We start from the raw sequence: 22,850 nt of genomic DNA on the forward strand, positions 1-22,850 counted from the left end.
GAGATGTACTCGAAACCGGAAGTTTGCTCAGCAGTGCGGCGCGGAGCCCTTGAACTTTGCCATGCGAAGCACCGAGGCATCCACCTGGGCTCCCGGTAGGCGGCCGCTGCTGACCGCGTCGACGAGCCGGTCGAGCACCTTCGGCACCGCGTCCGTGGTGATCCACAACGCATTGTCGGCGCCCGCGATCAGGGCGGCCTCCACCGCGTCCTCGATGCTCATGCGATTGGCGATGGCCGCCATGCCGCCCAGATCGTCGGTGAAGATGACGCCGTCGAAGGGTGCTGCGCCGTAGCCGGTGCCCTGCCGCAGCAGTGCCATGGCCTGCGGGCTGATACTGGCCGGCACATTCGGGGTGGTGAGCCCGGGCACATCCAGGTGGCCGACCATGACCGCCGCACCCGAATCGACCAGCTGCCGGAACGGCACCAGGTCCTTGTTCTGCAGCTGATCCAGCGGCGGGGTCTGCACCGCGCCGGTGTGCGAGTCGCCCGAGCCCGAGCCGTGGCCCGGGAAGTGCTTCATGACGCTGCCCACCCCGGCGTCCTTGAAGGCCCGGATGAACGCCCCCGCGTACTGCACCACCACGTCCGGGTCGTCGGAGAAGGAGCGGTCGCCGATCACCGAATCGTCGGGCTGGCTGCTGACATCGGCGTCGGGCGCGAAGTCCACGGTCACGCCGAGCGCCTTCAGTTTCTGCGCCCGGTCCAGGCTGAAGGTGTAGAACTCGTCCGGGCTCATGGTCTGCGCGATCACCCGGGACGAGGGCGCGACCCCGATCAGGTCCTTGGCGCGCGAGACCCGCCCGCCCTCCTCGTCGATGGTCACCATGAGCGGGGTCCGCGAGGCCTTCTGGACCGCGTCCACCTGGTGCTGGGCCAGCATGGCCTTGTCGGTCCAGCTGCCGATGAAGATGCCGCCGATCTGTTCGGTCTTCACCACGTTCTCGGCATCGGCCTCGCCGGTGACGCCGACGGTGAGCAGCTGCGCCAGCTTCTGCCGCAGGGTGAACTGCGACAGGTAGCCGGCCGCGCAATCCTGCTGCGCCGGAGTCGTCGGCGGCGGTGCGGCGATGGTGGTGGTGCTGCTCGGGGATCCGCTGCTGGTCTGCGCGGATTGAGTGGACGAGTTGTCGCTGCTGGAACAGCCGGACAGCACGAGTGCGGTCACCGCGACGACGATTCCCGGTACAAGGCGCATGTCCCGACCGTAGCTCCTCCGCCTCCCCGCGACTTTAGCGGCCCGCTGACGGCCGTTGCCTGTTTCGCACCCGTGCCGGCCGTTGGGTGCCGAACCGATTTCGGGCGTACCCGGCGAGTTACCCCGAACTTACGAGATCAGTTGTCGCCCTTCGTATCCCAGTCATGGTTTCGGCAATTCGTGGTGCCCGCCGAAGGCCTGGCGCATGGCGGAAAGGACCTTGTCGGCGTAGAGCCCCTCGCCGCGGGAGGAAAAGCGCTGGAACAGGGCCGCGGACAGGACGGGGGCGGGCACGCCCTCATCGATGGCGGCATCGAGGGTCCAGCGACCCTCGCCCGAATCGGAGACGCGGCCGCCGAAGGAATCGAGGTTCGGGTCGGCGTAGAGCTCGGCGGCGGTGAGGTCGAGCAGCCAGGAGGCGACCACCGAACCGCGCCGCCACACCTCGGTGACCTCGGGTACGTCGATGTCGTAGCGGTAGTACTCGGGGTGTTCGAGCGGGGTGACCTCCGCGGAGTGCTCGGTGTCCTGGTGCTCGCCGGCATCGGCCCGGTGGAGGATGTTGAGGCCCTCCGCGTACGCGGCCATCGCGCCGTACTCGATCCCGTTGTGCACCATCTTCACGAAGTGCCCCGCACCCGCGGGGCCGCAATGCAGGTAGCCCTGTTCGGCGGTGGAGGGCGTACCGGTGCGGCCGGGGGTGCGCGGCGCGGCGTCCACGCCGGGCGCGATCGACTTCAGCAGCGGGTCCAGGTGGGCGACGGTGTCGTGCTCGCCGCCGATCATCAGGCAGAAGCCGCGTTCGAGCCCGAACACGCCGCCCGAGGTGCCGATGTCCACGTAGTGGATGCCCTTGGGCCGCAGGGCCTTCGCCCGCGCGATGTCCTCGTGGTAGCGGCTGTTGCCGCCGTCGATGATGATGTCGCCGGGTTCCAGCAGCCCGGCCAGCGTGTCGATGACCGCACCGGTGGCGCCCGCCGGGATCATCACCCACACCACGCGCGGGGCGGTGAGCATGGCCACGAACTTGGGGAGTTCGGTGCTGCCCTGGAAACTGTCGCCCAGTTCGGCGGAGAGTTCCTCGATGTGCTCCGGGTGGCGTTCGTAGCCGACGGCGGTATGCCCGTCCCGCACGATCCGGCGCACGATATTCGCGCCCATCCGGCCGAGTCCGATCATTCCGAGCTCCATGAGTGGTCTCCTCGCGTCGTACGGTTCCGATCCGTCTCGATTGTCCTCCCGGCGGTGGGCCGCGAAATTTTTTCCATTCGGGCGGAACGGGTGTGTAACGCCCTGGAATGGGTGTCGATAGAAGGGATGGCTCCGTGCTGTTGCCAGACCCCCGACCCGGCAACCGCACGGAGCTCTATTTTTGCCCCAAGCTATCGTTGCAGAAAATTTGCTGACAGCTGAATGGGATGGTCGCGAGCCGTGGGGTTCCTGGCATTCGTTTACTTCTGAACGTGAAAACCGCCCACCGCATTGAGATTGCCGACAGTGTGCTGTCGGTCGCGGCGGGAATCGGACGCCGCATCGACCGAGCAGCCGTGAGGTTCATGCCCGGGAAGTTCGGGGCAACCGTTCGGCATCGGTTGTGGATAGCGTTCTGAGGCATTCATTTTTCAGTACGACAGACGGGTACCTCATGGACTGGCTGGCTCACTTCATCCTCGGCTTCATCAGCACCATCTCGGCCTCCGCCTCGGGTGAGCACTGGTAGGCCGCCTCCGAAGAAACGCCGAAAGCGATGCGGCCCGGAAGATTCCGGGCCGCATCGCTGTGGTACTGGGGATTCGGGGGCACAGCCCCCGGGACCCTGCGTCAGAAGGCCGCTTCGTCCAGCTCCATGATGTCGTTGTCCAGGTTGGACAGGACGGTGCGGATCGAGGTCAGCTCCGGCAGCACGTTGCGGGCGAAGAACTGCGCGGTGGCGATCTTGCCCTGGTAGAACGGCTCGTTGGAGCCGTTGTCGAGGGCGTTGATGGCGACCTCGGCCTGGGCCAGCAGCAGCCAGCCGATGATCAGGTCGCCGACGGCCAGCAGGAAGCGGACCGAGCCCAGGCCGACCTTGTAGAGCTCCTTCGGGTCCTGCTGGGCGCCCATCAGGTGCCCGGTCAGGATGGCGGCCATGCCCTGCACGTCCTCGAGGGCGGTGGCCAGCAACTTGCGCTCGGCCTTCAGGCGGCCGTTGCCACCCTCACGCTCGATGAACTTCTGCACCTGGCCGGCCACGTGGGCCAGCGCCACGCCGCGGTCGCGGGCGATCTTGCGGAAGAAGAAGTCCTGCGCCTGGATGGCGGTGGTGCCCTCGTACAGCGAGTCGATCTTGGCGTCGCGGATGTACTGCTCGATCGGGTAGTCCTGCAGGAAGCCGGAGCCACCGAAGGTCTGCAGCGAGTCGGTCAGGTACTGGTAGGCCCGCTCGGAACCGACACCCTTGACGATCGGCAGCAGCAGGTCGTTGACGCGGAACGCGGTGTCCTTGTCGGCGCCCGAGACCAGCTCGGCGATGTCGGCGTTCTGGTGCGCGGCGGTGTACAGGTACACGGCGCGCAGGCCCTCGGCGTACGCCTTCTGCATGGCCAGCGAACGACGCACGTCCGGGTGGTGGGTGATGGTGACGCGCGGGGCGCTCTTGTCGGTCATCTGGGTCAGGTCGGCGCCCTGCACACGGGTCTTGGCGTACTCGAGCGCGTTCAGGTAACCGGTCGACAGGGTGGCGATGGCCTTGGTGCCCACCATCATTCGCGCGTTCTCGATGACGTCGAACATCTGCGCGATGCCGTTGTGGACCTCGCCCACCAGCCAGCCCTTGGCCGGAACGCCGTGGCCGCCGAAGGTGACCTCACAGGTGGCCGAGACCTTGATGCCCATCTTGTGCTCGACATTGGTGACGAACACGCCGTTGCGCTCACCCAGGGTGTCGGTGTCGAAGTCGAAGTGGAACTTCGGCACGTAGAACAGCGACAGGCCCTTGGTACCCGGGCCGGCGCCCTCGGGGCGGGCCAGCACCAGGTGCATGATGTTCTCGAACAGGTCGTCGGAGTCGCCCGAGGTGATGAAGCGCTTGACGCCCTCGATGTGCCAGGAGCCGTCCTCCTGCTGGATCGCCTTGGTGCGGCCGGCGCCGACGTCGGAGCCCGCGTCGGGCTCGGTCAGCACCATGGTGGCGCCCCAGTTGCGGTCGGCGATCTTCTGAGCCCACTTCTTCTGCTCATCGGTGCCGTTGTTGTAGAACACCTGCGCGAAACCCGCACCGGCGGCGTACATCTGGGCCGGCGGGTTGGCGCCGAGGATCATCTCGCCCAGGGCCCAGCCGATGACGGACGGGGCGCCGAGGCCACCGAGCTCCTCGCGGACCGGAACCTTGGACCAACCGCCGTCCTCGAGGGCGCGGTAGGACTTCTTGAAGGAGTCGGGGAGGGTGACCGTGTGGGTCTCCGGGTCGAAGGTCGGCGGGTTGCGGTCGCCGTCGACGAACGAATCCGCCAGCGGGCCCTCGGCCAGACGACGGACCTCGTTCAGCATCTCCTTGACGGTGTCGGCGTCGAGGTCGCCGTAGGCGCCCGCGTCGAGCAGCTTCTGGATGCCGAGGAACTCGAAGAGGTTGAACTCGAGGTCGCGAACGTTGCTCTTGTAGTGACCCATGGTCGTACTCACTCTCCATTGAGATGGGTGCGGTTCGGTGTGTGCCGTTCCCGCCCGTTAGGTCTCCACCGGGTAGACACCGTAAAGCAGCGCTACTGGCGGGTAACTTATGCGCCATGTTACCGACCGGTAAGAGGTGCGCCAAGGTCATCACGGCCGAATGTGACTGAAAGCACGCGAGTTGCCGGGACCCGGGGTTGCCGGGCTGGTCGCGGCCTGGTCGATCGAGGTCCGGCGGCGGCGGTGCGGTCCGCCGGTGTGCCGCGCGAGCCCGGTCCGTGCCCCTGATTACGGTGCCTCCATGCGCATCGAGACGAGTGCCGGACCGGCGGAGGCGGAGATCGAGCGGCGCGGGCGGGCGAAGCCCCGGTTCCTGCTCGTGCTCACCCATGGCGCCGGCGGCGGCGTCGAGGCGAAAGACATACTGGCCCTGCGGGATTCGGCGGTGGAAATGGGCAGCGCGGTGGCGCTGGTGACCCAGCCGTACCGGGTCGCGGGGCGGCGCGCGCCGGGCAAGGCCGACGTGCAGGACGCGGCGTGGCTGGAAATCATTGCGGCACTGCGGAAGAAGGTGCGCGGGGTACCGCTGGTCCAGGGCGGGCGCAGCAATGGCGCGCGGGTGGCCTGCCGGACCGCGCGGGCGGCCGGGGCACGGGGCGTGGTCGCGCTGTCGTTCCCCCTGCATCCGCCGGGCAAGCCCGAGAAGTCGCGGCGCGAGGAGCTGCTCGCTCCCGGGGATATCGAGGTCGTCGTGGTCAACGGCGCCCGTGACCCGTTCGGCATCCCGGAGGCCGCCGACGCGTCCGAGGTGCATGTCATTGCGGGACAGGCACATTCGTATCGGGCGGGGTTCGAGGAGATCGTCGCCGTGCTCACGCCGTGGCTGGAGCGCTGGTCCGCGAGCTGAACGCCGCACCGCGCTGCGCCTGTCCGACCGGGCCTGCAGCGCACCGGAATTGGCGTCCGCAGCTGGCGCGGGGTGCCGTCAGGAGAGGTCGAGCGCCGGCGGCTGCGGGGCTTCGAGGGCGAGCGGCTCGTCCTGGGGTTCCGGCGCGAGCCTGGTCGCCACCACCAGGGCGTCGATGGCGTCGCGGTCCTCGGTGGGGCGGTGCACGCGGTCGGCGATGCGGATGCGGATATCGGGCTCGGCGGGGGACAGGTCGGCGAGGATGTCGGCCGGGGTGAAGGTCCGGGCCGGATCCTGCTCGCCGCCATAGCCTTCCGCCAGGTTCAGGGTGTCATTGCCGATCACCAGCAGGGTGCCCTCGGGGGAGAGCATCTCGGTCGCGTGCAGCAGCAGGGCGCGGCGGTCCGCGGCGGGCAGATGCAGGAAGGCGAGCAGGATGAGCTCGTAGGGTCCGGTGATGCCGGCGGCGTCCAGCTGCATGACGTTCGCGTGGATCCAGTGGATCCGCCCGCGCACCGAGCGCGACAGCCGCGAGGCGACGGTCCGGCCCTTGTCGATGCCGGTCTGGGAGAAGTCGACGGCGTCCACCCGCCAGCCGTGAGTGGCCAGCCACAGCGCGTTCCGGCCCTCACCGCACCCCAGGTCCAGCACCCGCGGCAGCTCCGGCCGCGGCTCGCCGATCCCGCCGCCGACCGGCGCCCGCCGCTCCAGCCCGAAGACCTGTTCGACCACCGTGGCATTCGGAGGTGCGCCCCACACCAATTCGGTATCGGCGTAGTGCTCGTCCCATTCGGCGGCATCCATGGGGACGAGTCTATGAGCTGTGCGCCGAGACGAGTTCGGCCGCGAACGCGGAGGCGTTCGCGGCCGAGTGTCGCATCGGGGTTCCCCGAGAATTGATTTTTCTACAGCGTGGTGTGCATCAGCAGCACGTTGTACTGGCTGTGGACCGTGGTGAGGAAGTACAGGTCACGCCCGGTCTGGTACGGGAAGATGTACGGCGCGTACGCCGTCGGCAGTTCCCGCGTGTCGATGAGCACCGACGGTGCGCTCCAGGGACCTTCGGGACTCGGCGAGGTGTACATGACCACCGAGTTCCACGGATCCGTGGTGAGCATGACGTACTGGCCCAGGTAGTCGTTCCACTGCACCGACATCTCCGCCACGCCGCCGCCGATCACCGGCTGCGCCGCATTGACGTCCTTCTGCCACTTGCCGCCGTCCCAGTACTCGTACGCGCCCATATCGGTGACCGCCCCTTCGGGAACGCGGGCGACGTATGCCGGATGGTTGCGGCCGGATGCGGTGCCGAACTCGTAGAGGAACCCGTCGCGCTTGGCGAAGGCGTTCATCTGGAAGTTCCCGTTGCCGCCGTCGTCGGGGCGGCGGGTGGCGGGCAGCTCCACCCAGTTCTCGCCGTTGTCGCCGGACACCGCGAGGCTGGAGTAGTTGGTGGTCCACTCGCCCACGTCGTCCCAGCTCTTCACCGACATCAGACTCATGATCTGGGTGCCGCCGACCGAGATGCCCGCGGTGGGGATGCGGCTGATCTCGATGAACGGGATCTTCGGGCTGGGGATCAGATCCCTTGCCTGGCCGAAGATGTCGCGTACCACCGAGTCGAAGTAGATGCCGTTCGCAGGATCCTGGGTGTGTGAGCGCAGCAGGATGTTCGAACGCCACGCCCAGGTGCTACCGACGAGCAGATTCGGCAGGCCCAGGCCGGCGGTGTCACCGAATGCGGTGAGCATCTCGCCGTTTCCGTCGTCCCACATGATGCCCAGGTCGGTCCCGAGCACGTTGTAGGTCTGGGTGTTGTTGGGGCTGGCCATTCCGGTGACCTGGAAGACCGCCTTGGTGCGGCCCGGCAGCTGCGGCAAACCGTTCGAGCCGTTCAGCACCGGAATCGGGTTGATTGCATTCGGATTGGCTGCAGCCGGCATGGTCACGGTAAGGAGCAAGGCCGTGGCACCTGCTATCGCGGAAAGCAGCAGCGGGGCGGTCTTGGTCAATGCGGTGCTTCCTCCGGGTCTCGCCGAATAATGCGCGGACCACACCGTATGTGACGGGCCGCACAATGCGTTCGACTCGTTGGCAAAGTGTGAAAATGCTAACAGCCGTACCCGAAATTCGGGGCTTGCAAACCGATTTATTTGCCGTGAATTGGCTTACTTTCCATTCCTACCATGGTCGAGCGCCTGCTTCAGGATGAGCGGCAGCTGCGTGGCGCGTTCCACCGCGAGGGTCCGGCGCACCGACGCGTGCCAGGAGCGGTCGAACAGTTTCTTGGCGCTCGCCACCGCCTGCGGGGAGCGGGCGGCGATGCGGTCGGCCAGTTTCTCGGCGGCCGCGCGCGGGTCGGCGGTGACCTCGGTGACCAGGCCGATGCGCTCGGCGTAGGCGGCGTCGACCGGGTCGGCGGTCATGGTGAGCAGCAGCGCCTGATCGAGGCCGATGAGCCGGGACAGGGTGGCCGCGCCGGTCATGTCCGGGATCAGCCCGTGCTTGGCCTCCATGACCGCGAACTCCGAATCCGGTGTGACGAACCGGAAATCGGCGGCCAGCGCGATCTGCAGTCCGCCGCCGTAGCAGCGCCCGTGCACCACGGCGATCACCGGCTGCGGCAGTCGCCGCCAGGCCCAGCAGGCCTCCTGGAAGGTATTGGTGCCGCGCCAGGGCAGCGGCACGAAGTTGCGCACCACGTCCAGCGGGTTGCCCATGGCCTTGGCGATATCCAGGCCGGAGCTGAAGCTGGGCCCGTTGCCGGACAGGATGACGGCGCGAATGTCGGTGCGCTTCCCGATGATCCCGGCAACCCGGACCAGCTCGTTCAGCATGTCGATGGTCAGGCCGTTGTGCTTGTCCGGCCGGTCCAGGGCCACGTACGCCCGGTCGCCGTCGAAGGTGAGGGAAACGTTGTGGCTCACGGTCTTTCCTTATCCGAGCTGGTCCAGGAGCAGGCGCGCGCAGCCGGCCGGATCGTCGAAGAAGGGCGTATGGCCGCTGCCGTGCAGGGTGACGTGCCGCGCGCCGGGCAGTTCCGCGCGGGCGCGCCGGGACTGTGTGGCGTACGTGAGCAGAATGTCACGGTTGCCCCAGGCGATGGTGATCGGGATGTCGCCGAGGGCGGTGCGGTCGGGGAGCCGGAAGTCGGTGAAGGAGGCCAGCGCGGCATCGAATCCCGCCGCGCCGAGCAGGCCCTCGACGGTGTCCACGGCCACCTGGGCGTCGATCGCCCAGGGCTTGCCGAACACCAGCCCGAGGAAAGTGGAACGGCCGACGATGTTTCCGAGCACCGCGGGCACGGCCGGATGCAGCGCCCTGGAGAGCTGTTTGGCGCGGCCCAGCGCCTGCTGGCACCAGACGCGGCCCGCGGTGTCCCAGAACGCGATGGGGGAGTAGGCGGTGACCGAGCGTGCCAGGCCCCGTGCGGCCAGGTCCAGCACGATGCCACCGCCCATGGAATTGCCTGCCAGATGCGGATTCTCGATGCCCTCGGCGTCGAGGAAATCGACCAGGGCATCGGCGAGGGTGGAGACGGTGGTGTGCTCGATCGGTGCGCTGTCGCCGAATCCGGGCAGGTCCACCGCGATCACGTCGAAGGATTCGGCCAGGGCGCCGATGATCGGCTCCCAGACCTGCCAGCGGCTGCCGACGCCGTGCACGAGCACGAGGGGGTCGCCGCTGCCGGTCCGGTGATGGTTCAACTTCGTCATGCGCGACTCTCCCCTGTCCTGATCCCTGCGAATCTCACCCTACAGTCGTTGACGTGTCGCCAACAGGCGGGAAAATTCCGCTCCGGCGGTACGATAAAAGGTATGGCAACCCGGAAAGTGACACTGTCGCTGGACGAGGCGGCCTGGTCCTTTGCACAGGACGCCGCCGCCCGCGCGGGCATGTCGCCGTCGGCGTGGATTTCCCGCGCCGCGCGCCGCGAAGCCGTGCGGCTGGGGTGCGGCCCGGTGCCGGACCCGGTCGAACTCGCCGCGGCCGACGAGGCGGAAAAGCTCGCCGCCGAAAAGGAGCTGCGTGCGCAGGGGTGAACTCTGGGTCTACCACCCGCACGGCACCACCCGAACCCGCACCATCATCCTCATCTCGAGCGACGGCATCAACGAGTCGCCGCGCCCCTGGCTGATCGCCGCCGAGGTCGAGACCGGGGATCCCCGGGACATCCTGGCCGTGCCCATTCCCGGCCACGGCTGGGTCCACGCCGGCAATCTGGGCCGCATCTATCGTGGCTGGTTGGAGCGTCGCATCGCCGACGTCGACAGCGAAACGGCCGAGCGAATCGACACAGCGCTGCGCGCCGCCATGGATCTGTGAGAGGGTGCCTGCGGCAGTTCTCCCGTCGAACCTCGAGAGTAGAGGCACCAGTGCGCATTTCCTTGTTGGCCGCCGCGCTCGTCGCGCTTCCCCTGCTGGCCGCGTGCGGCGGCAGCGGCGACAAGCCCGCCGATGTCACCCAGGCTGATGTGTCCAAATCCCTGCAGGCCGGTGGTCTCGAAGCCAAGTTCGCCGACTGCGCCGCGAAAGTCTTCGTGGATCAGGGCATTTCGCAGGACGGACTGCGTCGCATGATCAAGAACGACGCCAAGTCCGGCAATGTGACGGACATGGAGTCGGCCGGCATGAGCAAGGACGACACGGACAAGGCGCAGGCCGCGGCCACCAAGATCGTCACCGCCTGCATGCAGTCGGCGCAGTAGCGCCGCGGTCACCGCGGTAGCGCGATCGTCACCGCGATCGCCGGGGGCCTTGGCGGCCCGCGGTTTTCGATCTCCGCTTGTCAACTCCCGGGTGCCGGTGTGCAATCTCAGAATCGACCGGGATCGGCCCGGCGTCCGGGAGGGATCACAAATGCGGAAATCCGTCGTCGTGGTGGCGCTGCTGGCGCTGCCGCTGCTGTCCGCGTGCAGCAATGACCAGCAATCGGCCACCCCCGCCACCACGACCGCGCCCGCGGTGACGGCCACCTCGGCGGCCGCGACCAGCGTGTCCGGCGCGCCTGCCACCTCGGCGGGGGCGGCCACCAGCCCGGGCGGCGGCGCGCTGACCGCCGAGCAGATCTCGAAAGCCTTGCAGGACAAGGGCAAACTCAGTCAGCAGACCGCGGACTGCGTGGCCAATGTCTACCTTCAGGAAGGCCTGTCCGACAGCGGCATCCAGAAGATCATCGACAGCGCCAACGGCACCAACCCGGCCAAGGTCAGCCTCGGCACCGAGGATCTGATCAAGGCGGGCAAGGCCACCAAGCGAATCGCCACGGAGTGCGTCAAGTAGTGCGATGACATGCGGAAAGTCCTGTGGCATGGGAAAGGCCCCCGTCCGATGGACGGGGGCCTTTCCTGTGGAGCCGGTGACGGGAATCGAACCCGCAATTCGACCTTGGGAAGGTAGCGTGTTGCCACTACACCACACCGGCGCGGTCCTGCTTGCGCACGCGACTCTATCAGACCACTTCGCGCCCGGTGCAAATTCTCGGATCTCCTCGCAGGTCGCGGGCGAGTGAGCGCGGGTGTTTCCGGCCCCTGCGGTTCCCCGTGTCGGGGGCGACGCGCCGAAGATCGCGGAGCTCTTTCGCGGAAGCAGCTGGTTCCGCCTACGGGCGGTCGTAGACTGGCCCGCAGGGTCGAAAACCCGTCCACCACAGGAAGTTTGGATGCGCTGAACGTTAGCTGAAGCGTGCGCTCGGTGCTCCTGCTCGGCGGTCGAGGAGGACGTATGACCGCGGTGCCCGCTCGTGAAGTTCCCGAGCTCGAACCCGTGCGGCCATTTCCACGGCGGATGGGACCCCAGGGGTCGTATCTGTGGAAGGCCATCACCACCACCGATCCCAAAATGCTCGGGAACATGTACCTGTTCACGGCCATGGCGTTCTTCCTGGTCGGCGGCCTGATGGCGCTGCTCATGCGCGCCGAGCTGGCGCGGCCGGGCATGCAGTTCCTGACACCGGAACAGTTCAACCAGCTGTTCACCATGCACGGCACCATCATGCTGCTGTTCTACGCGACGCCCATCGTCTTCGGATTCGCCAATGCGGTGCTGCCGCTCCAGATCGGCGCGCCGGATGTCGCCTTTCCGCGGTTGAACGCGCTCAGCTACTGGCTCTACCTCTTCGGGGCCACCATGGCGACCGCCGGATTCATCACGCCGGGCGGCGCGGCGGACTTCGGCTGGACCGCCTACACCCCGCTCAGCCTGGCCGAACACGCACCGGGCGTGGGCGCGGACCTGTGGATCATGGGCGTCGCGGTGTCCGGCGTCGGCACCATCCTGGGCGGGGTCAACATGATCACCACCGTCATCTGCCTGCGCTGCCCCGGCATGACCATGTGGCGCATGCCCATCTTCACCTGGAACATCCTGGTCACGAGTGTGCTTGTGCTGCTGGCGTTTCCGATCCTCACCGCGGCGCTCATGGGCCTGGAGGTGGACCGGCACCTGGGCGGGCACATCTACGACTCGGCCAATGGCGGGGCCATCCTCTACCAGCATCTGTTCTGGTTCTTCGGGCATCCCGAGGTCTATATCGTGGCGCTGCCGTTCTTCGGCATCGTGACCGAGATCTTCCCGGTGTTCAGCCGCAAACCGCTGTTCGGCTACACCACGCTGGTGTACGCGACGCTGGCCATCGGCGCGCTGTCCATCGCGGTGTGGGCGCACCACATGTACGCGACGGGATCGGTGCTGCTGCCGTTCTTCTCGTTCATGACCTTCCTCATCGCGGTGCCGACGGGAGTGAAGTTCTTCAACTGGGTGGGCACCATGTGGCGCGGGCAGCTGACCTTCGAGACACCTATGCTGTTCTCGGTGGGCTTCCTGGTGACATTCCTGTTCGGCGGGCTCTCGGGCGTCATCCTGGCCTCGCCGCCGCTGGACTTCCACGTCTCGGACACGTATTTCGTTGTGGCGCATTTCCATTACGTGCTGTTCGGCACCATCGTGTTCGCCACCTTCGCCGGCATTTACTTCTGGTTCCCCAAGATGACCGGGCGGCTGCTGGACGAGCGGCTCGGGAAACTGCATTTCTGGACCACGTTCCTGGGTTTCCACACCACGTTCCTGGTGCAGCACTGGCTGGGTAACCAGGGTATGCCGCGCCGCTACGCGGATTACCTGCCGAGCGACGGATTCACCACGCTCAACACCATTTCCACCATCGGCTCGTTCATTCTCGGATTCTCGATGGTCACGTTCGTGTGGAATGTCTTCAAGAGCTACCGCTACGGCGAAGTGGTGACCGTCGACGACCCGTGGGGTTACGGCAATTCCCTGGAATGGGCCACCACCTGCCCGCCGCCCCGGCACAACTTCTACGAACTGCCGCGCATCCGCTCCGAGCGCCCGGCATTCGAACTGCATTACCCGCACATGGTCCCCCGCATGCGCGCCGAGGCTCACGCCACCTGGGGTCTGCGTAAACCGAAACAGGTCATCGAGGTGCTCACGCCGGAAAACCCGCCGGTGGAGCACTGAAAGTTCGCGGCCCGTCTCGTTCTGGACTGAGCGGAGCGACGGAGCGCAGCGGAGGAGCCCAGGGAGGGAAGAACGAGACCTTGGGGGCCGCGAACCGCCCGGAGCGAAGCGGAGGGCAAAATGGCACGGTGCTGCTTAGTGATCGCGACATCCGTAAGGAAATCGCCAATGGACGTCTCGGGGTCGAGCCGTTCGACGAGAAGCTGGTGCAGCCGTCGAGTATCGATGTGCGGCTGGACAGTCTCTTCCGGGTGTTCAACAACACCCGCTATACGCATATCGATCCGGCGCAGCGGCAGGACGAGCTGACCACCCTGGTGGAGCCCGCCGAGGGGGAGCCGTTCGTACTGCATCCCGGTGAATTCGTGCTCGGTTCCACGCTCGAGGTGTGCTCGCTGCCCGACGATCTGGCCGGCCGGCTGGAGGGCAAGTCCAGCCTGGGTCGGCTGGGCCTGCTGACGCACTCCACCGCGGGCTTCATCGACCCCGGATTCAGCGGGCACATCACGCTGGAGCTGTCGAATGTGGCGAATCTCCCGATCACCCTGTGGCCCGGCATGAAAATCGGGCAGCTGTGTCTTATCCGGCTCACCAGTCCGGCCGAGCACCCGTACGGCAGTGCCGCGGCGGGCTCGAAATATCAGGGTCAGCGGGGGCCGACACCGTCGCGGGCCTATCTGAATTTTCCCGTGTCCAAGTGAGTTGCATTACGGGGTAGCGGTTTCGATCCGGCGCGCGGCGTAATTCGGCCGCTGCCTGGACAGTTGACCGTCGTCCGTGGCGCGAATACGCCGTCCGATGGGCGGGTACAGCGGGTGTACGGATGGCCCGGTACGTCGTAAGGTGGCGACGACGGGTGTGTGTCGACGAGATGGGCAGCGGATGAGTTCGGTTCTGGGAGTTTCGGTGGGGGCGGGTGCGGTTCGCGTCGCACGTCCGTTCACCGGCGATTCCGCCGAACAGGCCGCACGCAATGGCGGCGCACCCCCACAGCAGCGATACGCCCGGGCCCGCAGCGGATTCGACGGCCCGCCGGACGCGTTCGACGTGCAGGCGGTGCCGGTCGGGGAACGCCGGGTCGACGAGCTGGTCGCCGACGCCGTCGGGGCGGTGCTCGCCGCGGATTCGCGGATCAGCGCCACCGCCATCGCCTACCGGGACGAGAATCACGCGCGGGCCATCCGGGCCGAGCTGGCGCGGCGGCAGTTCACCAATTACGAGCTGGTGCCCGACGTGGTGGCGGCGCTGGAATTCCTCGAATACTCCGGGGAGCTGCAGGGTTTCGGCACCGTCGCGCTCTATGACCTAGGCGCGTCCGGGTTGTCGGTGACCGTCGTCGATACCGGCACCCGGCAGGTCTGCTTCAGCGAACGCACCAGCGATATCAGCGGCGACTATCTCGACGCGCTGATCCGCGAACAGCAGATCGCCTCCGGGCGGATCGCCCATCCGCCGGACCACACCGGGCTCATCGCGCTCGACAAGCTCTGCCGCGAGGCCAAGGAGCAGCTCTCCAGCAGCAGCGCGGTGGCACTGCCCTCCACCGAGGGCCTGGTACTGCTGTCGCAGGAGAACTTCGAGGCCCTCATCATGCTGGCCGTCGAATCCTCCGCTCGCATGACGCGCGATGTCATCCTGCGCTCCGAGCAGCCGGTGCAGGCGGTCGCCCTGCTCGGCGGCTGCGCTCAGATTCCGCTGGTGGCAAAGGTTTTGCGACGCTGGCTGGGCGTCCCCGTCATCGTCCCGGCCGCCCCCGACACCGTGGTCACCCGCGGCGCGGCCATGCTGGCCCGCCCGGTCCTGCACCGGCCCGCACCCGCGCCCTTCCCCACCGCCCCGCGCGAGGACGCCGTACCCGCACCCCCGGAGCCCAGCCAGTCCTGGCCGGCTCGGCCGGGTGCGGCGGAGAAATTCGGCCGCCGCCGCGAGGTCAGCCTGGCCGGCGTCGCCGTCGGCGCTCTCGTCGTGGTGGCCGCCATCGGCATCACCCTCGGCTGGGGATCCCAAGTCCTGACCCATGATTCGCAGCGCCAGGACGCCGTCACCAGCTCGGTCCCGGCCAGCACCACCCGCCCCTCCACCGAACCGGCGGTCGCGTCGCCCACCACCACCGACGCCACCAACGAGTCCCTGGCCGCACCCCAGCCCCACACCTACACCACCACCACCGAGGCCCCCACCACCACGCCCGGCCCGAACACCATCACGATCATCCCGGGCCTCCCACCCGTGGTCGTTCCCACCCTCCCCCCGCTCTTCCCACCCGCCCCGCCCCAGCAAGCGCGCTGACGCTCCCTGCCGAGCTCGAAAGCCGTTGTGGGCCAGACTCATCGAAAGAGCCGAGTCCGCCCCGTCGACTGCCAGGTGGGGCGGACTCGGTGGTGCGAGAACCGGCTGCGTTCAGTCCTCGCTTTCCGCTCCCACCGCCAGAGCTGTCGTGATGATCGCCGACAGGGGTGGGAGTTTGGAATCACGTGCGGGTGGCGTCACCCAGTGGCAGCCCTCGCGCGTCCAGCGGCCGAGGCCGGTGGGGAGCATGACCGCGCTGCCGATGGCCGGAATGCCGATATCGAGGCGGTTGAGCGCCATCATGATCTGGTCGCCGGGCCGCGAATCCGGTTCGGCCAGAAAGCTCCAGCGAATCTGCCGGGCCAGCATGGGCCCGCCGCAGCGCTGCTGTTGCAGTGCGCCGCGCAGCATTTCGGCCCGCGCGACCGGTAGGTGCACCACCCCGATCTGCGCGGTGACGGGAAGCATGACGAATCCGCCGCGTTCGATGACCGGCAGCGCGAACTCGTGCCGGTAGTAGGAAACCCAGTCTTCGACTGTTCTGAGCCTGTCCGCGTTCATGTCCCCGCCTCCTTCCCCTGGTCACCAGGGTCGCGTGCCGGGGGCCGCGCTGAGAACGCCCGCACACCCGCATTCCGCTGCCTTTCCGCCGCCACTATTACCGGTGCGTATAACGCCTGGTACCGAGAAGGTTTCGGATGTGGTCGCGGCCACTTTCCGCTCGTACCCTGGAGTTCGGAGTTCGTTCGGAAGGGATGGCACCGTGGTCCGGCACTGGTCAGGCAAAGAGGCCCGGGCCCTCCGCGATGCCAAACGCATGAGTATCCGGGAGTTCGCCGCCCACCTGGGTGTGCACGAACGACTGGTCTCGAAATGGGAGGCCGGGGGCGATCGGGTGCATCCCCGTCCCATCAATCAGGCCGCCCTCGATACTTCCCTTGCCAGGTCCGACGATGTTGTGCGGGCACGGTTCGCGGCCTTGATCGACCAGCCCTTGATCGACCGCCCCGCCGTTCCCGGTTTCGATGTGCGCCAAGGCGGTTCCGAGTTTCGGAGCGGGATGCCGGCGCAGGCCAGTTATTCCAGCGACGCGGAACTGCTGGCACTCGTCGATACGGGTGCGATGAGGGGCGATGCGTCAGCGGCGATTTCGGAGAGGGATCTGATCATGGCGGCTGCTCACGAAGCAAGCGAGCACGCGGGGAGGGCCGAGGGCACCAATGTGGGTGCGACCCTGCTGGAACAGCTCGATGCGGATGTCACGCGCATCGCCAACGATTACGTACACATGCCGCCGGTGCCGATGATGGTGGAGATGCTGCGGGTGCGGCGTCGGGTCTACCGCTTGCTGGAAGGCCATCAGCGTCCGTCCGATACGGCCCACCTGTACCTTCTGGCCGGCACCCTGTCCGGTCTGCTGGCGAATGCCAGTACGGATCTGGGCTATTTCGACGCGGCCGGTGAACAGGCAAGGGCCGCTTGGGCTTACGCCGAACTGTGCGAGCACGATCCGCTGCGCGCCTGGACCCGCGGCATGCAGGCGCTCATCGAGTATCGGTCCGAGCGGCCGCGCCGCGCGGTCCTGCTGGCCCAGAGCGGCCAGCGCTACGCCGAATCCGCGACCTCGCGGGTGCGGCTGCTGAACATCGAGGCCCGCATCTGGTCGCGGCTGGGCAGCACCGCCGACACCGAGCGCTGCATCCGCGCCGCCGACGACGCCCGCGACAGCGAATCCAGCGACAACCTGCACGACGACGTCGGCGGCGTGTTCGGGTTCAACCAGCCCAAGAGTCACTACTACGCCGGCGCCACCTATATCCATTTGGGCCAGGCCGAGCCCGCCCTGGACGCCACCAGCCGGGCCATCGACCTGTACGTGAACGGCCCGACCGACAAGCGCTCCTACGGCGCGGAGTCGCTGGCCCGGGTGGACAATGCGGCCGCCCACCTGATCAACGGCAGCCTCGACGGCGCCGCCGCCGCGCTGGAGCCGGTGCTGGAACTCGACGAGGACAAGCGGATCGCGCAGTTGGAGGAACGGCTCAGTGCGCTGCGCCAGCGGCTGGCCGGCCCGGAGTTCCGGGACGCCGCCGAAGCGCAGGACCTGGACGAGAGGATCGAGGAATTCTGCGGCTCCACCGCCGCACGCAGCGTGCTGCCGCCCGATACCTCGAGGTAGCCGCCCCGCTACCGTCCGGTAGCCCAGTGCTGGACACGAAGAAACCTGGTTGCGGGCGAATGGCACCATTAACGGGGTGAGCCCATCGAGTCACCTTCCGCATCGGTCCCCCCGCGTCCTGGAACAGTCCACCAAACTCCAGAACGTGCTCTACGAGATCCGGGGTCCGGTACACGCGCACGCGGCACGGTTGGAGGCCGAGGGTCACCGGATTCTGAAGCTGAACATCGGCAATCCCGCGCCGTTCGGATTCGACGCGCCCGACGTCATCATGCGCGACATCATCGCGGCGCTGCCCTACGCGCAGGGCTACTCGGAGTCCAAGGGCATCCTGCCGGCGCGGCGGGCCATCTTCACCCGCTACGAATTGGTGCCCGGCTTCCCGGAATTCGATGTGGACGACGTCTACCTGGGCAACGGCGTCTCCGAGCTGATCACCATCGTCATGCAGGCGCTGCTCGACAATGGCGACGAGGTGCTCATCCCCGCGCCGGACTACCCGCTGTGGACGGCCATGACCTCGCTCGCGGGCGGCACCCCGGTGCACTACCTGTGCGACGAGTCCAACGACTGGCAGCCGGACATCGCCGACATGGAATCCAAGATCACCGACAAGACCAAGGCGATTGTCGTGATCAACCCCAACAACCCCACCGGTGCGGTGTACTCCGCCGAGGTGCTGCAACAGGTGGTGGACCTGGCCCGCAAGCATCAGCTGCTGCTGCTGGCCGACGAGATCTACGACAAGATCCTCTACGACGGCGCCAAGCACGTCTCGCTGGCGACGCTTGCCCCGGACCTGCTGTGCCTCACCTTCAACGGCCTGTCCAAGGCGTACCGGGTGGCGGGCTACCGCTCGGGCTGGCTGGTCATCACCGGTCCCAAGGAGCACGCGGGCGGCTTCCTGGAGGGCATCGACCTGCTGGCCTCCACCCGGCTGTGCCCGAATGTGCCCGCGCAGCATGCCATTCAGGTGGCGCTGGGCGGACATCAGAGCATCGACGACCTGGTGCTGCCGGGCGGGCGGCTGCTCGAGCAGCGGGATGTGGCCTGGGAGAAGCTCAATACCATTCCGGGCGTCTCGTGCGTGAAGCCCACCGGCGCGCTGTACGCGTTCCCGCGGCTGGACCCGGAAGTCCATGAGATCCACGACGATTCGAAGCTGGTGCTGGATCTGCTGCTGCAGGAGAAGATCCTGATGGTGCAGGGGACCGGGTTCAACTGGCCGCATCACGATCACTTGCGCATCGTCACGCTGCCCTGGGCCCGCGATCTCTCGGTCGCCATCGAGCGATTCGGGAACTTCCTGGCGAGCTATCGCCAGTAGTTCCAGCCGGAAATTCTCGATCACCGGGTACGCGCGGGGTACGCTGCGGTACCGGCGCGCCTTCGCGAATACCCGGTCTGACCTGCGGTTGATCGGTCTTGTCCGGCTGTGGACACCCGGGCCCGGGGTGGATGGCGCGGGTGAGACCCTGGCTAAAACAAACCGCTGGTACGAAAAAGTTGGGTTTTTAGAGACTTAGCTAGCGCAAAGAACCGTCTTTTGTGTACAGTGGTCCTCGGCACTCAGAGTGCCCGGTCGGACCGCCTACCCCCCCTGGGCCGTCCGGCCCTGGTTAGCCGGCCTACCCCCCCTGGGCCGCTGACCCGGGCGGCGGAGACATCCCCCTGCTCTCCGCCGCCCCTCCCAAACTCCCCACTCCCCACTCCCGCCTCCCCGGGCCTTCAGCGGACGGCTTGGAGCCATTGCCGGTTTCGTATCCGTGCCTGCGTTGGGAGCCGAGACGATTTTGGGGGTACCCCGTGAGTTACCCCGAACATTGCGAAATCAGTTGTCGCCTTGGGGATCGGGAAGAAACCTTCGTTTGACGGGCGGGGAGAACCTCTCAGCATGTCAGGAATGGTTTTCGTTTAGGCTCGGCGGGTGAGCGATCACCAGCACTCTCATCATCACCATCACGACCACTCCGGACCCATTGCTATTGGGACCAATGCGGCCCGGGTCGTTGTCGGGCTATTGGCGGTGATCGGGGTGGCGGTGGTTGTCGGGCTGGTGTGGCTTTGGCCCAGTTCTCAGCACATCGATATTCCGTTGCCCATGCAGAACGGGGGCGGGGGTGCGGTGCACTCCGAGGCGGGGACTGTGGTCAAGCAGGATCTCGGGCCTTGTGGGGATGTGTCGAATGGGAAGGTCTTCACTGTTGAGCCGGAGTTGCTCGCGGCGGCTCAGCGGCAGTGTGCGCGGAGTGTGATCTCGATCGATTCGGGGGCGGACAAGGGGAGTTGGACGGTCTTCGTCAATTCGCCCACGCCGGATCAGCCGAATTTGAGGGTGGGGGACAAGATTCGGATCGTGCCGCAGGCGGCGCCGAAGACGCCGCAGGATCCGGGTGGGGCGACGCTGTACTCGTTCGATGATTTCGCGCGTGGGCTGCCGTTGAGCATCATCGGGATCGTTTTCGCGGTGGTCATCATCGCGGTGGCGCGGTGGCGGGGGTTGCGGGCGTTGATCGGGCTCGTCATCGCGTTCGGCGTGCTGGTGATGTTCCTGCTGCCGGCGCTGCTGGACGGGAAACCGGCGATACCGGTGGCGTTGGTCGCGGGGGCGGTGATCCTCTACTCCGTGTTGTATCTGGCGCACGGGGTGAATCTGCGCACCAGTTCGGCATTGCTGGGGACGCTGACCTCGATGGTGCTGGCGGCGGTGCTGTCGTGGGCGTCGTTGGAGGCCACCCACCTCACCGGGTTGTCCGAAGAGCAGAACACCAATGTCGCCGCCTATATCCAGCACGTGAGTATTACCGGGCTGCTGCTGGCCGGATTCATCATCGGCTCGCTCGGTGTGCTCAACGATGTCACCATCACCCAGGCCTCGGCCGCCTTCGAGCTGGCGGCGCTGGACCAGAAGGCCAACCGCCGCAGCATCTTCTCCGCGGCCATGCGGGTCGGCCGCGACCATATCGCGAGCACCGTCTACACCCTGGTGCTCGCCTACGCCGGTGGGGCGCTGCCGCTGCTACTGCTGTTCAGCGTGGCCGGGCGGCCCATCCGGGACGTGCTGACCGGCGACGCGGTGGGCATCGAGATCGCGCGGTCGGCGGTCGGCGGTATCGCGCTGGCCCTGTCGGTGCCGCTCACCACCGCCATCGCGGTGCTGCTGGCCCGGCCGCTGGGCGCCAAGCCGGCCGAGGCGCGCGCGGGCGCGGGCGCCAAGCGGACGCGAAGTGCGGGGGCGCAACGGAATACGCCGCGCCGCGCGGGTGGGCCGCGCACCGGATCCCAGCCCGCGATGCGTCGTGCCGGTGATCCGCGCACCGGCGACCAGTCGGCCGTGTCGCGCAGCGGATCTCAGCCGGTCGCGCGGCGCGCAGGGGAGACCGGCGGCCCGCGCACCGGCGAGTACCCCTCGGGATCGCAACCTGTGGTGCGCCGAGGTGCTCAGCAGAGCGGACCGTACAGTGGGGAACAGCAGGCGGTGCCGAGAACCGGTGCGCAACAGCGGGATTCGTGGTCCGGGGAACAGCCTGTGGCGCCAACCGGCGCGCAGCCCGGTGTGTCCGGTGGGAGTGAGCCGCCGACGGTGCCGAGAACCGGTGTGGTGCAGCCGAATCCGAATCCGAATCCGCCGGAGGAGCGGCAGTACACGACCTCGTCGTGGTTCAATCCGAGCGAGCCGTGGTCGGATTCGGGAACGCGGGGCCAGGCCCGGCAGCAGGATCAGGGGTGGCAGCAGGATCAGGGCTACTCCGATGATCAGGGGTGGCCGCCCGAGCCACCGCGTGGCGGACGGCACTCCCGGCCCTGATTCCGGGCGGCGACCGTCAGTGTGTGTTCCGCGCCGCCTCGCAGAGCGCCGATACGCCGTCGGCGTCCGTGACGAAATGATCGAAGCCACTGGGCACTCCGAATTCGGCGAAGGAGACCTCGGAGTCGGACTGCGGGCGGCCGGGCACCGGAATGCGCACGGCCGCATGCAGATCGCGGGTTCCGGTCAGCTCGATCACCCGGCGGGCATTGTCGGCCCGCAGGCCGCCACACGCCATCACGTCGATGCGGCCGTCGGCCAGCGTCACCAGCCGGCCGATCAGGGCTGCGCCGTCGAGCACCGACTCCTGGCGGCCCGAGGTGAGCAACCGGGTGAAGCCCAGCTCCAGCAATTGGTCGAAACCCGCATACGGATCCGCGCACACATCGAACGCGCGGTGGAAGGTGACCTCCAGTTCGTCCGCGGCGGCCAGCAGCTCGGTATTGGCGGCCGGATCGACATGACCGTCCTCGTCGAGGACGCCGATCACCACCCCGTGGGCGCCCGCCGCCCGCACCCGCTCGATATCGGTGCGCATCAGCGCCACCTCGTCGGCCGAGTAGCGGAAGTCGCCCGGCCGGGGCCGGATCAGCACGTGCACCTGGGTGTGCCCCGCCGCCTCGACCGCCGCCTCGATGAGCGACGGCCCGGGCGTGAGTCCCCCGACCGTCAGCCCCGTACACAATTCCACCCGTGCGGCCCCCGCCTGTTCGGCGATCCGGACCCCGCCCAGAGACTCCACCCCGATCTCGACCCGCACCGCCCGCGCATCCGTCATACCTTGCAGTATGGCGAACTCCGGCCCGTCATGTTGCCTGAGATTAGCCAACGGGCTGCGAATGGCCCGTGAATTGCCGCCGCAGCGCCCGCCGAATCGGCACGAACGGGCTGGTACGCGGCGGGAACGACGAAGGCGGCGCTACCGGGTTGGTAGCGCCGCCCTCGTCAATCAGGTTCGGCTGCCCGCTGTTTCGGGCCGGGGCCTAGTTCTTCCGGCCCGGAGCCTTCATGCCCGACTTGAAGCCGAGGCCACCCGGCTTGGCGGTCGGCGGCTTGGCCGCGCCATTGCCCTCCGAGGTGCCATTGCCCTCCGGAGCGGCCGGAGCGGCCGGAGCGGCGGGCTCGGCGACCGGAGCGGTCTCGGCCGGAGCCGAATCCGCCGCAGCCGCAGGCACTTCCGGAGCCGGAGCAGCGGCCGGAGCCGCAGCGCCCGGAGCCTTCGGGCCGGGGCGCTTGAGGCCGGACTTCATGGCCAGCCCCTTGGGCGCGATGGACGGCTTGGCCTCGGCGGCCGGAGCCGACGCGGCCGGAGCCTGGGTGGCCGGCGCGGCAGCCGATGC

19 protein-coding genes, 1 tRNA gene and 2 pseudogenes are annotated in these 22,850 nt (G+C 67.7%); 11 read left to right on the plus strand and 11 right to left on the minus strand.

All coding sequences use genetic code 11. The features are described from left to right. Positions 1–27: 27 nt before the first annotated feature. The 3 genes from ABZV44_RS26010 to ABZV44_RS26020 form a co-directional block, all read right to left on the minus strand. Positions 28–1,200 carry a glycoside hydrolase family 3 N-terminal domain-containing protein gene (locus ABZV44_RS26010; RefSeq protein ID WP_354841263.1) on the minus strand — a complete coding sequence of 391 codons (1,173 nt, stop codon included), beginning with the start codon at positions 1,198–1,200 and terminating at the stop codon, positions 28–30. Positions 1,201–1,362: 162 nt separating this feature from the next. After that, on the minus strand, positions 1,363–2,391 hold the full coding sequence (gene gnd, locus ABZV44_RS26015; protein WP_354841266.1) for a phosphogluconate dehydrogenase (NAD(+)-dependent, decarboxylating): 1,029 nt from the start codon (positions 2,389–2,391) through the stop codon (positions 1,363–1,365). A 630-nt stretch (positions 2,392–3,021) separates the two neighbouring features. Continuing rightward, entirely contained in the window at positions 3,022–4,848 is a 1,827-nt protein-coding gene (locus ABZV44_RS26020) for an acyl-CoA dehydrogenase (RefSeq protein WP_354841360.1), read from the minus strand. Between the two features lie 301 nt (positions 4,849–5,149). On the opposite strand from ABZV44_RS26020, the gene ABZV44_RS26025 reads away from it, so the two are divergent. Next, positions 5,150–5,755, plus strand: coding sequence for an alpha/beta family hydrolase (locus tag ABZV44_RS26025; RefSeq protein WP_354841268.1), 606 nt, complete (start codon positions 5,150–5,152; stop codon positions 5,753–5,755). A gap of 78 nt (positions 5,756–5,833) precedes the next feature. On the opposite strand, the gene ABZV44_RS26030 is transcribed toward ABZV44_RS26025, so the two are convergent. The 4 genes from ABZV44_RS26030 to ABZV44_RS26045 all read right to left on the minus strand — a co-directional run bounded on the left by ABZV44_RS26030 (position 5,834) and on the right by ABZV44_RS26045 (position 9,471). Next, complete coding sequence (locus tag ABZV44_RS26030) at positions 5,834–6,559, minus strand: class I SAM-dependent methyltransferase (RefSeq protein ID WP_354841271.1); 726 nt, start codon at positions 6,557–6,559, stop codon at positions 5,834–5,836. 101 nt (positions 6,560–6,660) lie between these two features. Then, entirely contained in the window at positions 6,661–7,767 is a 1,107-nt protein-coding gene (locus ABZV44_RS26035; RefSeq protein ID WP_354841274.1) for a DUF4185 domain-containing protein, read from the minus strand. A gap of 156 nt (positions 7,768–7,923) precedes the next feature. Then, positions 7,924–8,682 carry a crotonase/enoyl-CoA hydratase family protein gene (locus ABZV44_RS26040; protein ID WP_354841277.1) on the minus strand — a complete coding sequence of 253 codons (759 nt, stop codon included), beginning with the start codon at positions 8,680–8,682 and terminating at the stop codon, positions 7,924–7,926. A 9-nt stretch (positions 8,683–8,691) separates the two neighbouring features. Then, positions 8,692–9,471 carry an alpha/beta hydrolase gene (locus tag ABZV44_RS26045; protein WP_354841279.1) on the minus strand — a complete coding sequence of 260 codons (780 nt, stop codon included), beginning with the start codon at positions 9,469–9,471 and terminating at the stop codon, positions 8,692–8,694. Positions 9,472–9,573: 102 nt separating this feature from the next. Between ABZV44_RS26045 and ABZV44_RS26050 the strand changes: the two genes are divergently transcribed. The 4 genes from ABZV44_RS26050 to ABZV44_RS26065 all read left to right on the plus strand — a co-directional run bounded on the left by ABZV44_RS26050 (position 9,574) and on the right by ABZV44_RS26065 (position 11,038). Then, the gene (locus tag ABZV44_RS26050) at positions 9,574–9,798 is read left to right on the plus strand and encodes a hypothetical protein (protein WP_354841282.1); all 225 of its coding nucleotides are present in this window, start codon (positions 9,574–9,576) and stop codon (positions 9,796–9,798) included. Next, complete coding sequence (locus ABZV44_RS26055; RefSeq protein ID WP_354841285.1) at positions 9,785–10,081, plus strand: hypothetical protein; 297 nt, start codon at positions 9,785–9,787, stop codon at positions 10,079–10,081. Before ABZV44_RS26050 ends, ABZV44_RS26055 begins: the two co-directional genes overlap by 14 nt. A gap of 50 nt (positions 10,082–10,131) precedes the next feature. Next, complete coding sequence (locus ABZV44_RS26060; RefSeq protein ID WP_354841288.1) at positions 10,132–10,464, plus strand: hypothetical protein; 333 nt, start codon at positions 10,132–10,134, stop codon at positions 10,462–10,464. A gap of 151 nt (positions 10,465–10,615) precedes the next feature. Further along, positions 10,616–11,038 (plus strand): hypothetical protein, encoded by a 423-nt coding sequence (locus tag ABZV44_RS26065; protein ID WP_354841291.1) that lies wholly within the window; start codon positions 10,616–10,618, stop codon positions 11,036–11,038. Between the two features lie 68 nt (positions 11,039–11,106). Here the strand turns inward: ABZV44_RS26065 and ABZV44_RS26070 are convergent. Beyond that, a tRNA-Gly gene (locus ABZV44_RS26070) sits at positions 11,107–11,180 on the minus strand. Positions 11,181–11,479: 299 nt separating this feature from the next. Between ABZV44_RS26070 and ctaD the strand changes: the two genes are divergently transcribed. From ctaD to ABZV44_RS26085, 3 genes are all read left to right on the plus strand, one after another. Further along, the gene (gene ctaD, locus ABZV44_RS26075; protein ID WP_354841293.1) at positions 11,480–13,234 is read left to right on the plus strand and encodes a cytochrome c oxidase subunit I; all 1,755 of its coding nucleotides are present in this window, start codon (positions 11,480–11,482) and stop codon (positions 13,232–13,234) included. A gap of 128 nt (positions 13,235–13,362) precedes the next feature. After that, a complete protein-coding gene (dcd, locus tag ABZV44_RS26080) occupies positions 13,363–13,935 on the plus strand; it encodes a dCTP deaminase (RefSeq protein WP_354841295.1) in 573 nt (190 codons plus the stop codon). 181 nt (positions 13,936–14,116) lie between these two features. Further along, positions 14,117–15,523, plus strand: a complete 1,407-nt coding sequence (locus tag ABZV44_RS26085) for an Hsp70 family protein (RefSeq protein ID WP_354841298.1) — start codon at positions 14,117–14,119, stop codon at positions 15,521–15,523. A gap of 111 nt (positions 15,524–15,634) precedes the next feature. On the opposite strand, the gene ABZV44_RS26090 is transcribed toward ABZV44_RS26085, so the two are convergent. Continuing rightward, positions 15,635–16,084, minus strand: a complete 450-nt coding sequence (locus tag ABZV44_RS26090; protein WP_354841301.1) for a hypothetical protein — start codon at positions 16,082–16,084, stop codon at positions 15,635–15,637. Between the two features lie 256 nt (positions 16,085–16,340). Between ABZV44_RS26090 and ABZV44_RS26095 the strand changes: the two genes are divergently transcribed. From ABZV44_RS26095 to ABZV44_RS26105, 3 genes and pseudogenes are all read left to right on the plus strand, one after another. Further along, positions 16,341–17,702, plus strand: coding sequence for an ABC transporter C-terminal domain-containing protein (locus tag ABZV44_RS26095; protein ID WP_354841306.1), 1,362 nt, complete (start codon positions 16,341–16,343; stop codon positions 17,700–17,702). Between the two features lie 67 nt (positions 17,703–17,769). Beyond that, entirely contained in the window at positions 17,770–19,029 is a 1,260-nt protein-coding gene (locus ABZV44_RS26100) for a pyridoxal phosphate-dependent aminotransferase (RefSeq protein WP_354841363.1), read from the plus strand. Positions 19,030–19,629: 600 nt separating this feature from the next. Next, positions 19,630–20,883 (plus strand): annotated as a pseudogene (locus ABZV44_RS26105) (YibE/F family protein); the annotation flags it as partial. Between the two features lie 643 nt (positions 20,884–21,526). Here ABZV44_RS26105 and ABZV44_RS26110 read toward each other — a convergent pair. Next, positions 21,527–22,288 (minus strand): copper homeostasis protein CutC, encoded by a 762-nt coding sequence (locus ABZV44_RS26110; RefSeq protein WP_354841312.1) that lies wholly within the window; start codon positions 22,286–22,288, stop codon positions 21,527–21,529. A gap of 205 nt (positions 22,289–22,493) precedes the next feature. After that, positions 22,494–22,850, minus strand: a pseudogene (locus ABZV44_RS26115) (Fe-S oxidoreductase); the annotation flags it as partial.

The organism is Nocardia sp. NPDC004860 (assembly GCF_040609015.1).
Taxonomy (GTDB): Bacteria; Actinomycetota; Actinomycetes; order Mycobacteriales; family Mycobacteriaceae; genus Nocardia.

Bases quoted from the DNA above. Each gene is read 5' to 3' on its own strand.
- ABZV44_RS26010 (WP_354841263.1), bottom strand. From the start codon at position 1,200: ATGCGCCTTGTACCGGGAATCGTCGTCGCGGTGACCGCACTCGTGCTG.
- gnd (WP_354841266.1), bottom strand. From the start codon at position 2,391: ATGGAGCTCGGAATGATCGGACTCGGCCGGATGGGCGCGAATATCGTG.
- ABZV44_RS26020 (WP_354841360.1), bottom strand. From the start codon at position 4,848: ATGGGTCACTACAAGAGCAACGTTCGCGACCTCGAGTTCAACCTCTTC.
- ABZV44_RS26025 (WP_354841268.1), top strand. From the start codon at position 5,150: ATGCGCATCGAGACGAGTGCCGGACCGGCGGAGGCGGAGATCGAGCGG.
- ABZV44_RS26030 (WP_354841271.1), bottom strand. From the start codon at position 6,559: ATGGATGCCGCCGAATGGGACGAGCACTACGCCGATACCGAATTGGTG.
- ABZV44_RS26045 (WP_354841279.1), bottom strand. From the start codon at position 9,471: ATGACGAAGTTGAACCATCACCGGACCGGCAGCGGCGACCCCCTCGTG.
- ABZV44_RS26050 (WP_354841282.1), top strand. From the start codon at position 9,574: ATGGCAACCCGGAAAGTGACACTGTCGCTGGACGAGGCGGCCTGGTCC.
- ABZV44_RS26065 (WP_354841291.1), top strand. From the start codon at position 10,616: ATGCGGAAATCCGTCGTCGTGGTGGCGCTGCTGGCGCTGCCGCTGCTG.
- ctaD (WP_354841293.1), top strand. From the start codon at position 11,480: ATGACCGCGGTGCCCGCTCGTGAAGTTCCCGAGCTCGAACCCGTGCGG.
- ABZV44_RS26085 (WP_354841298.1), top strand. From the start codon at position 14,117: ATGAGTTCGGTTCTGGGAGTTTCGGTGGGGGCGGGTGCGGTTCGCGTC.
- ABZV44_RS26090 (WP_354841301.1), bottom strand. From the start codon at position 16,084: ATGAACGCGGACAGGCTCAGAACAGTCGAAGACTGGGTTTCCTACTAC.
- ABZV44_RS26095 (WP_354841306.1), top strand. From the start codon at position 16,341: ATGAGTATCCGGGAGTTCGCCGCCCACCTGGGTGTGCACGAACGACTG.
- ABZV44_RS26110 (WP_354841312.1), bottom strand. From the start codon at position 22,288: ATGACGGATGCGCGGGCGGTGCGGGTCGAGATCGGGGTGGAGTCTCTG.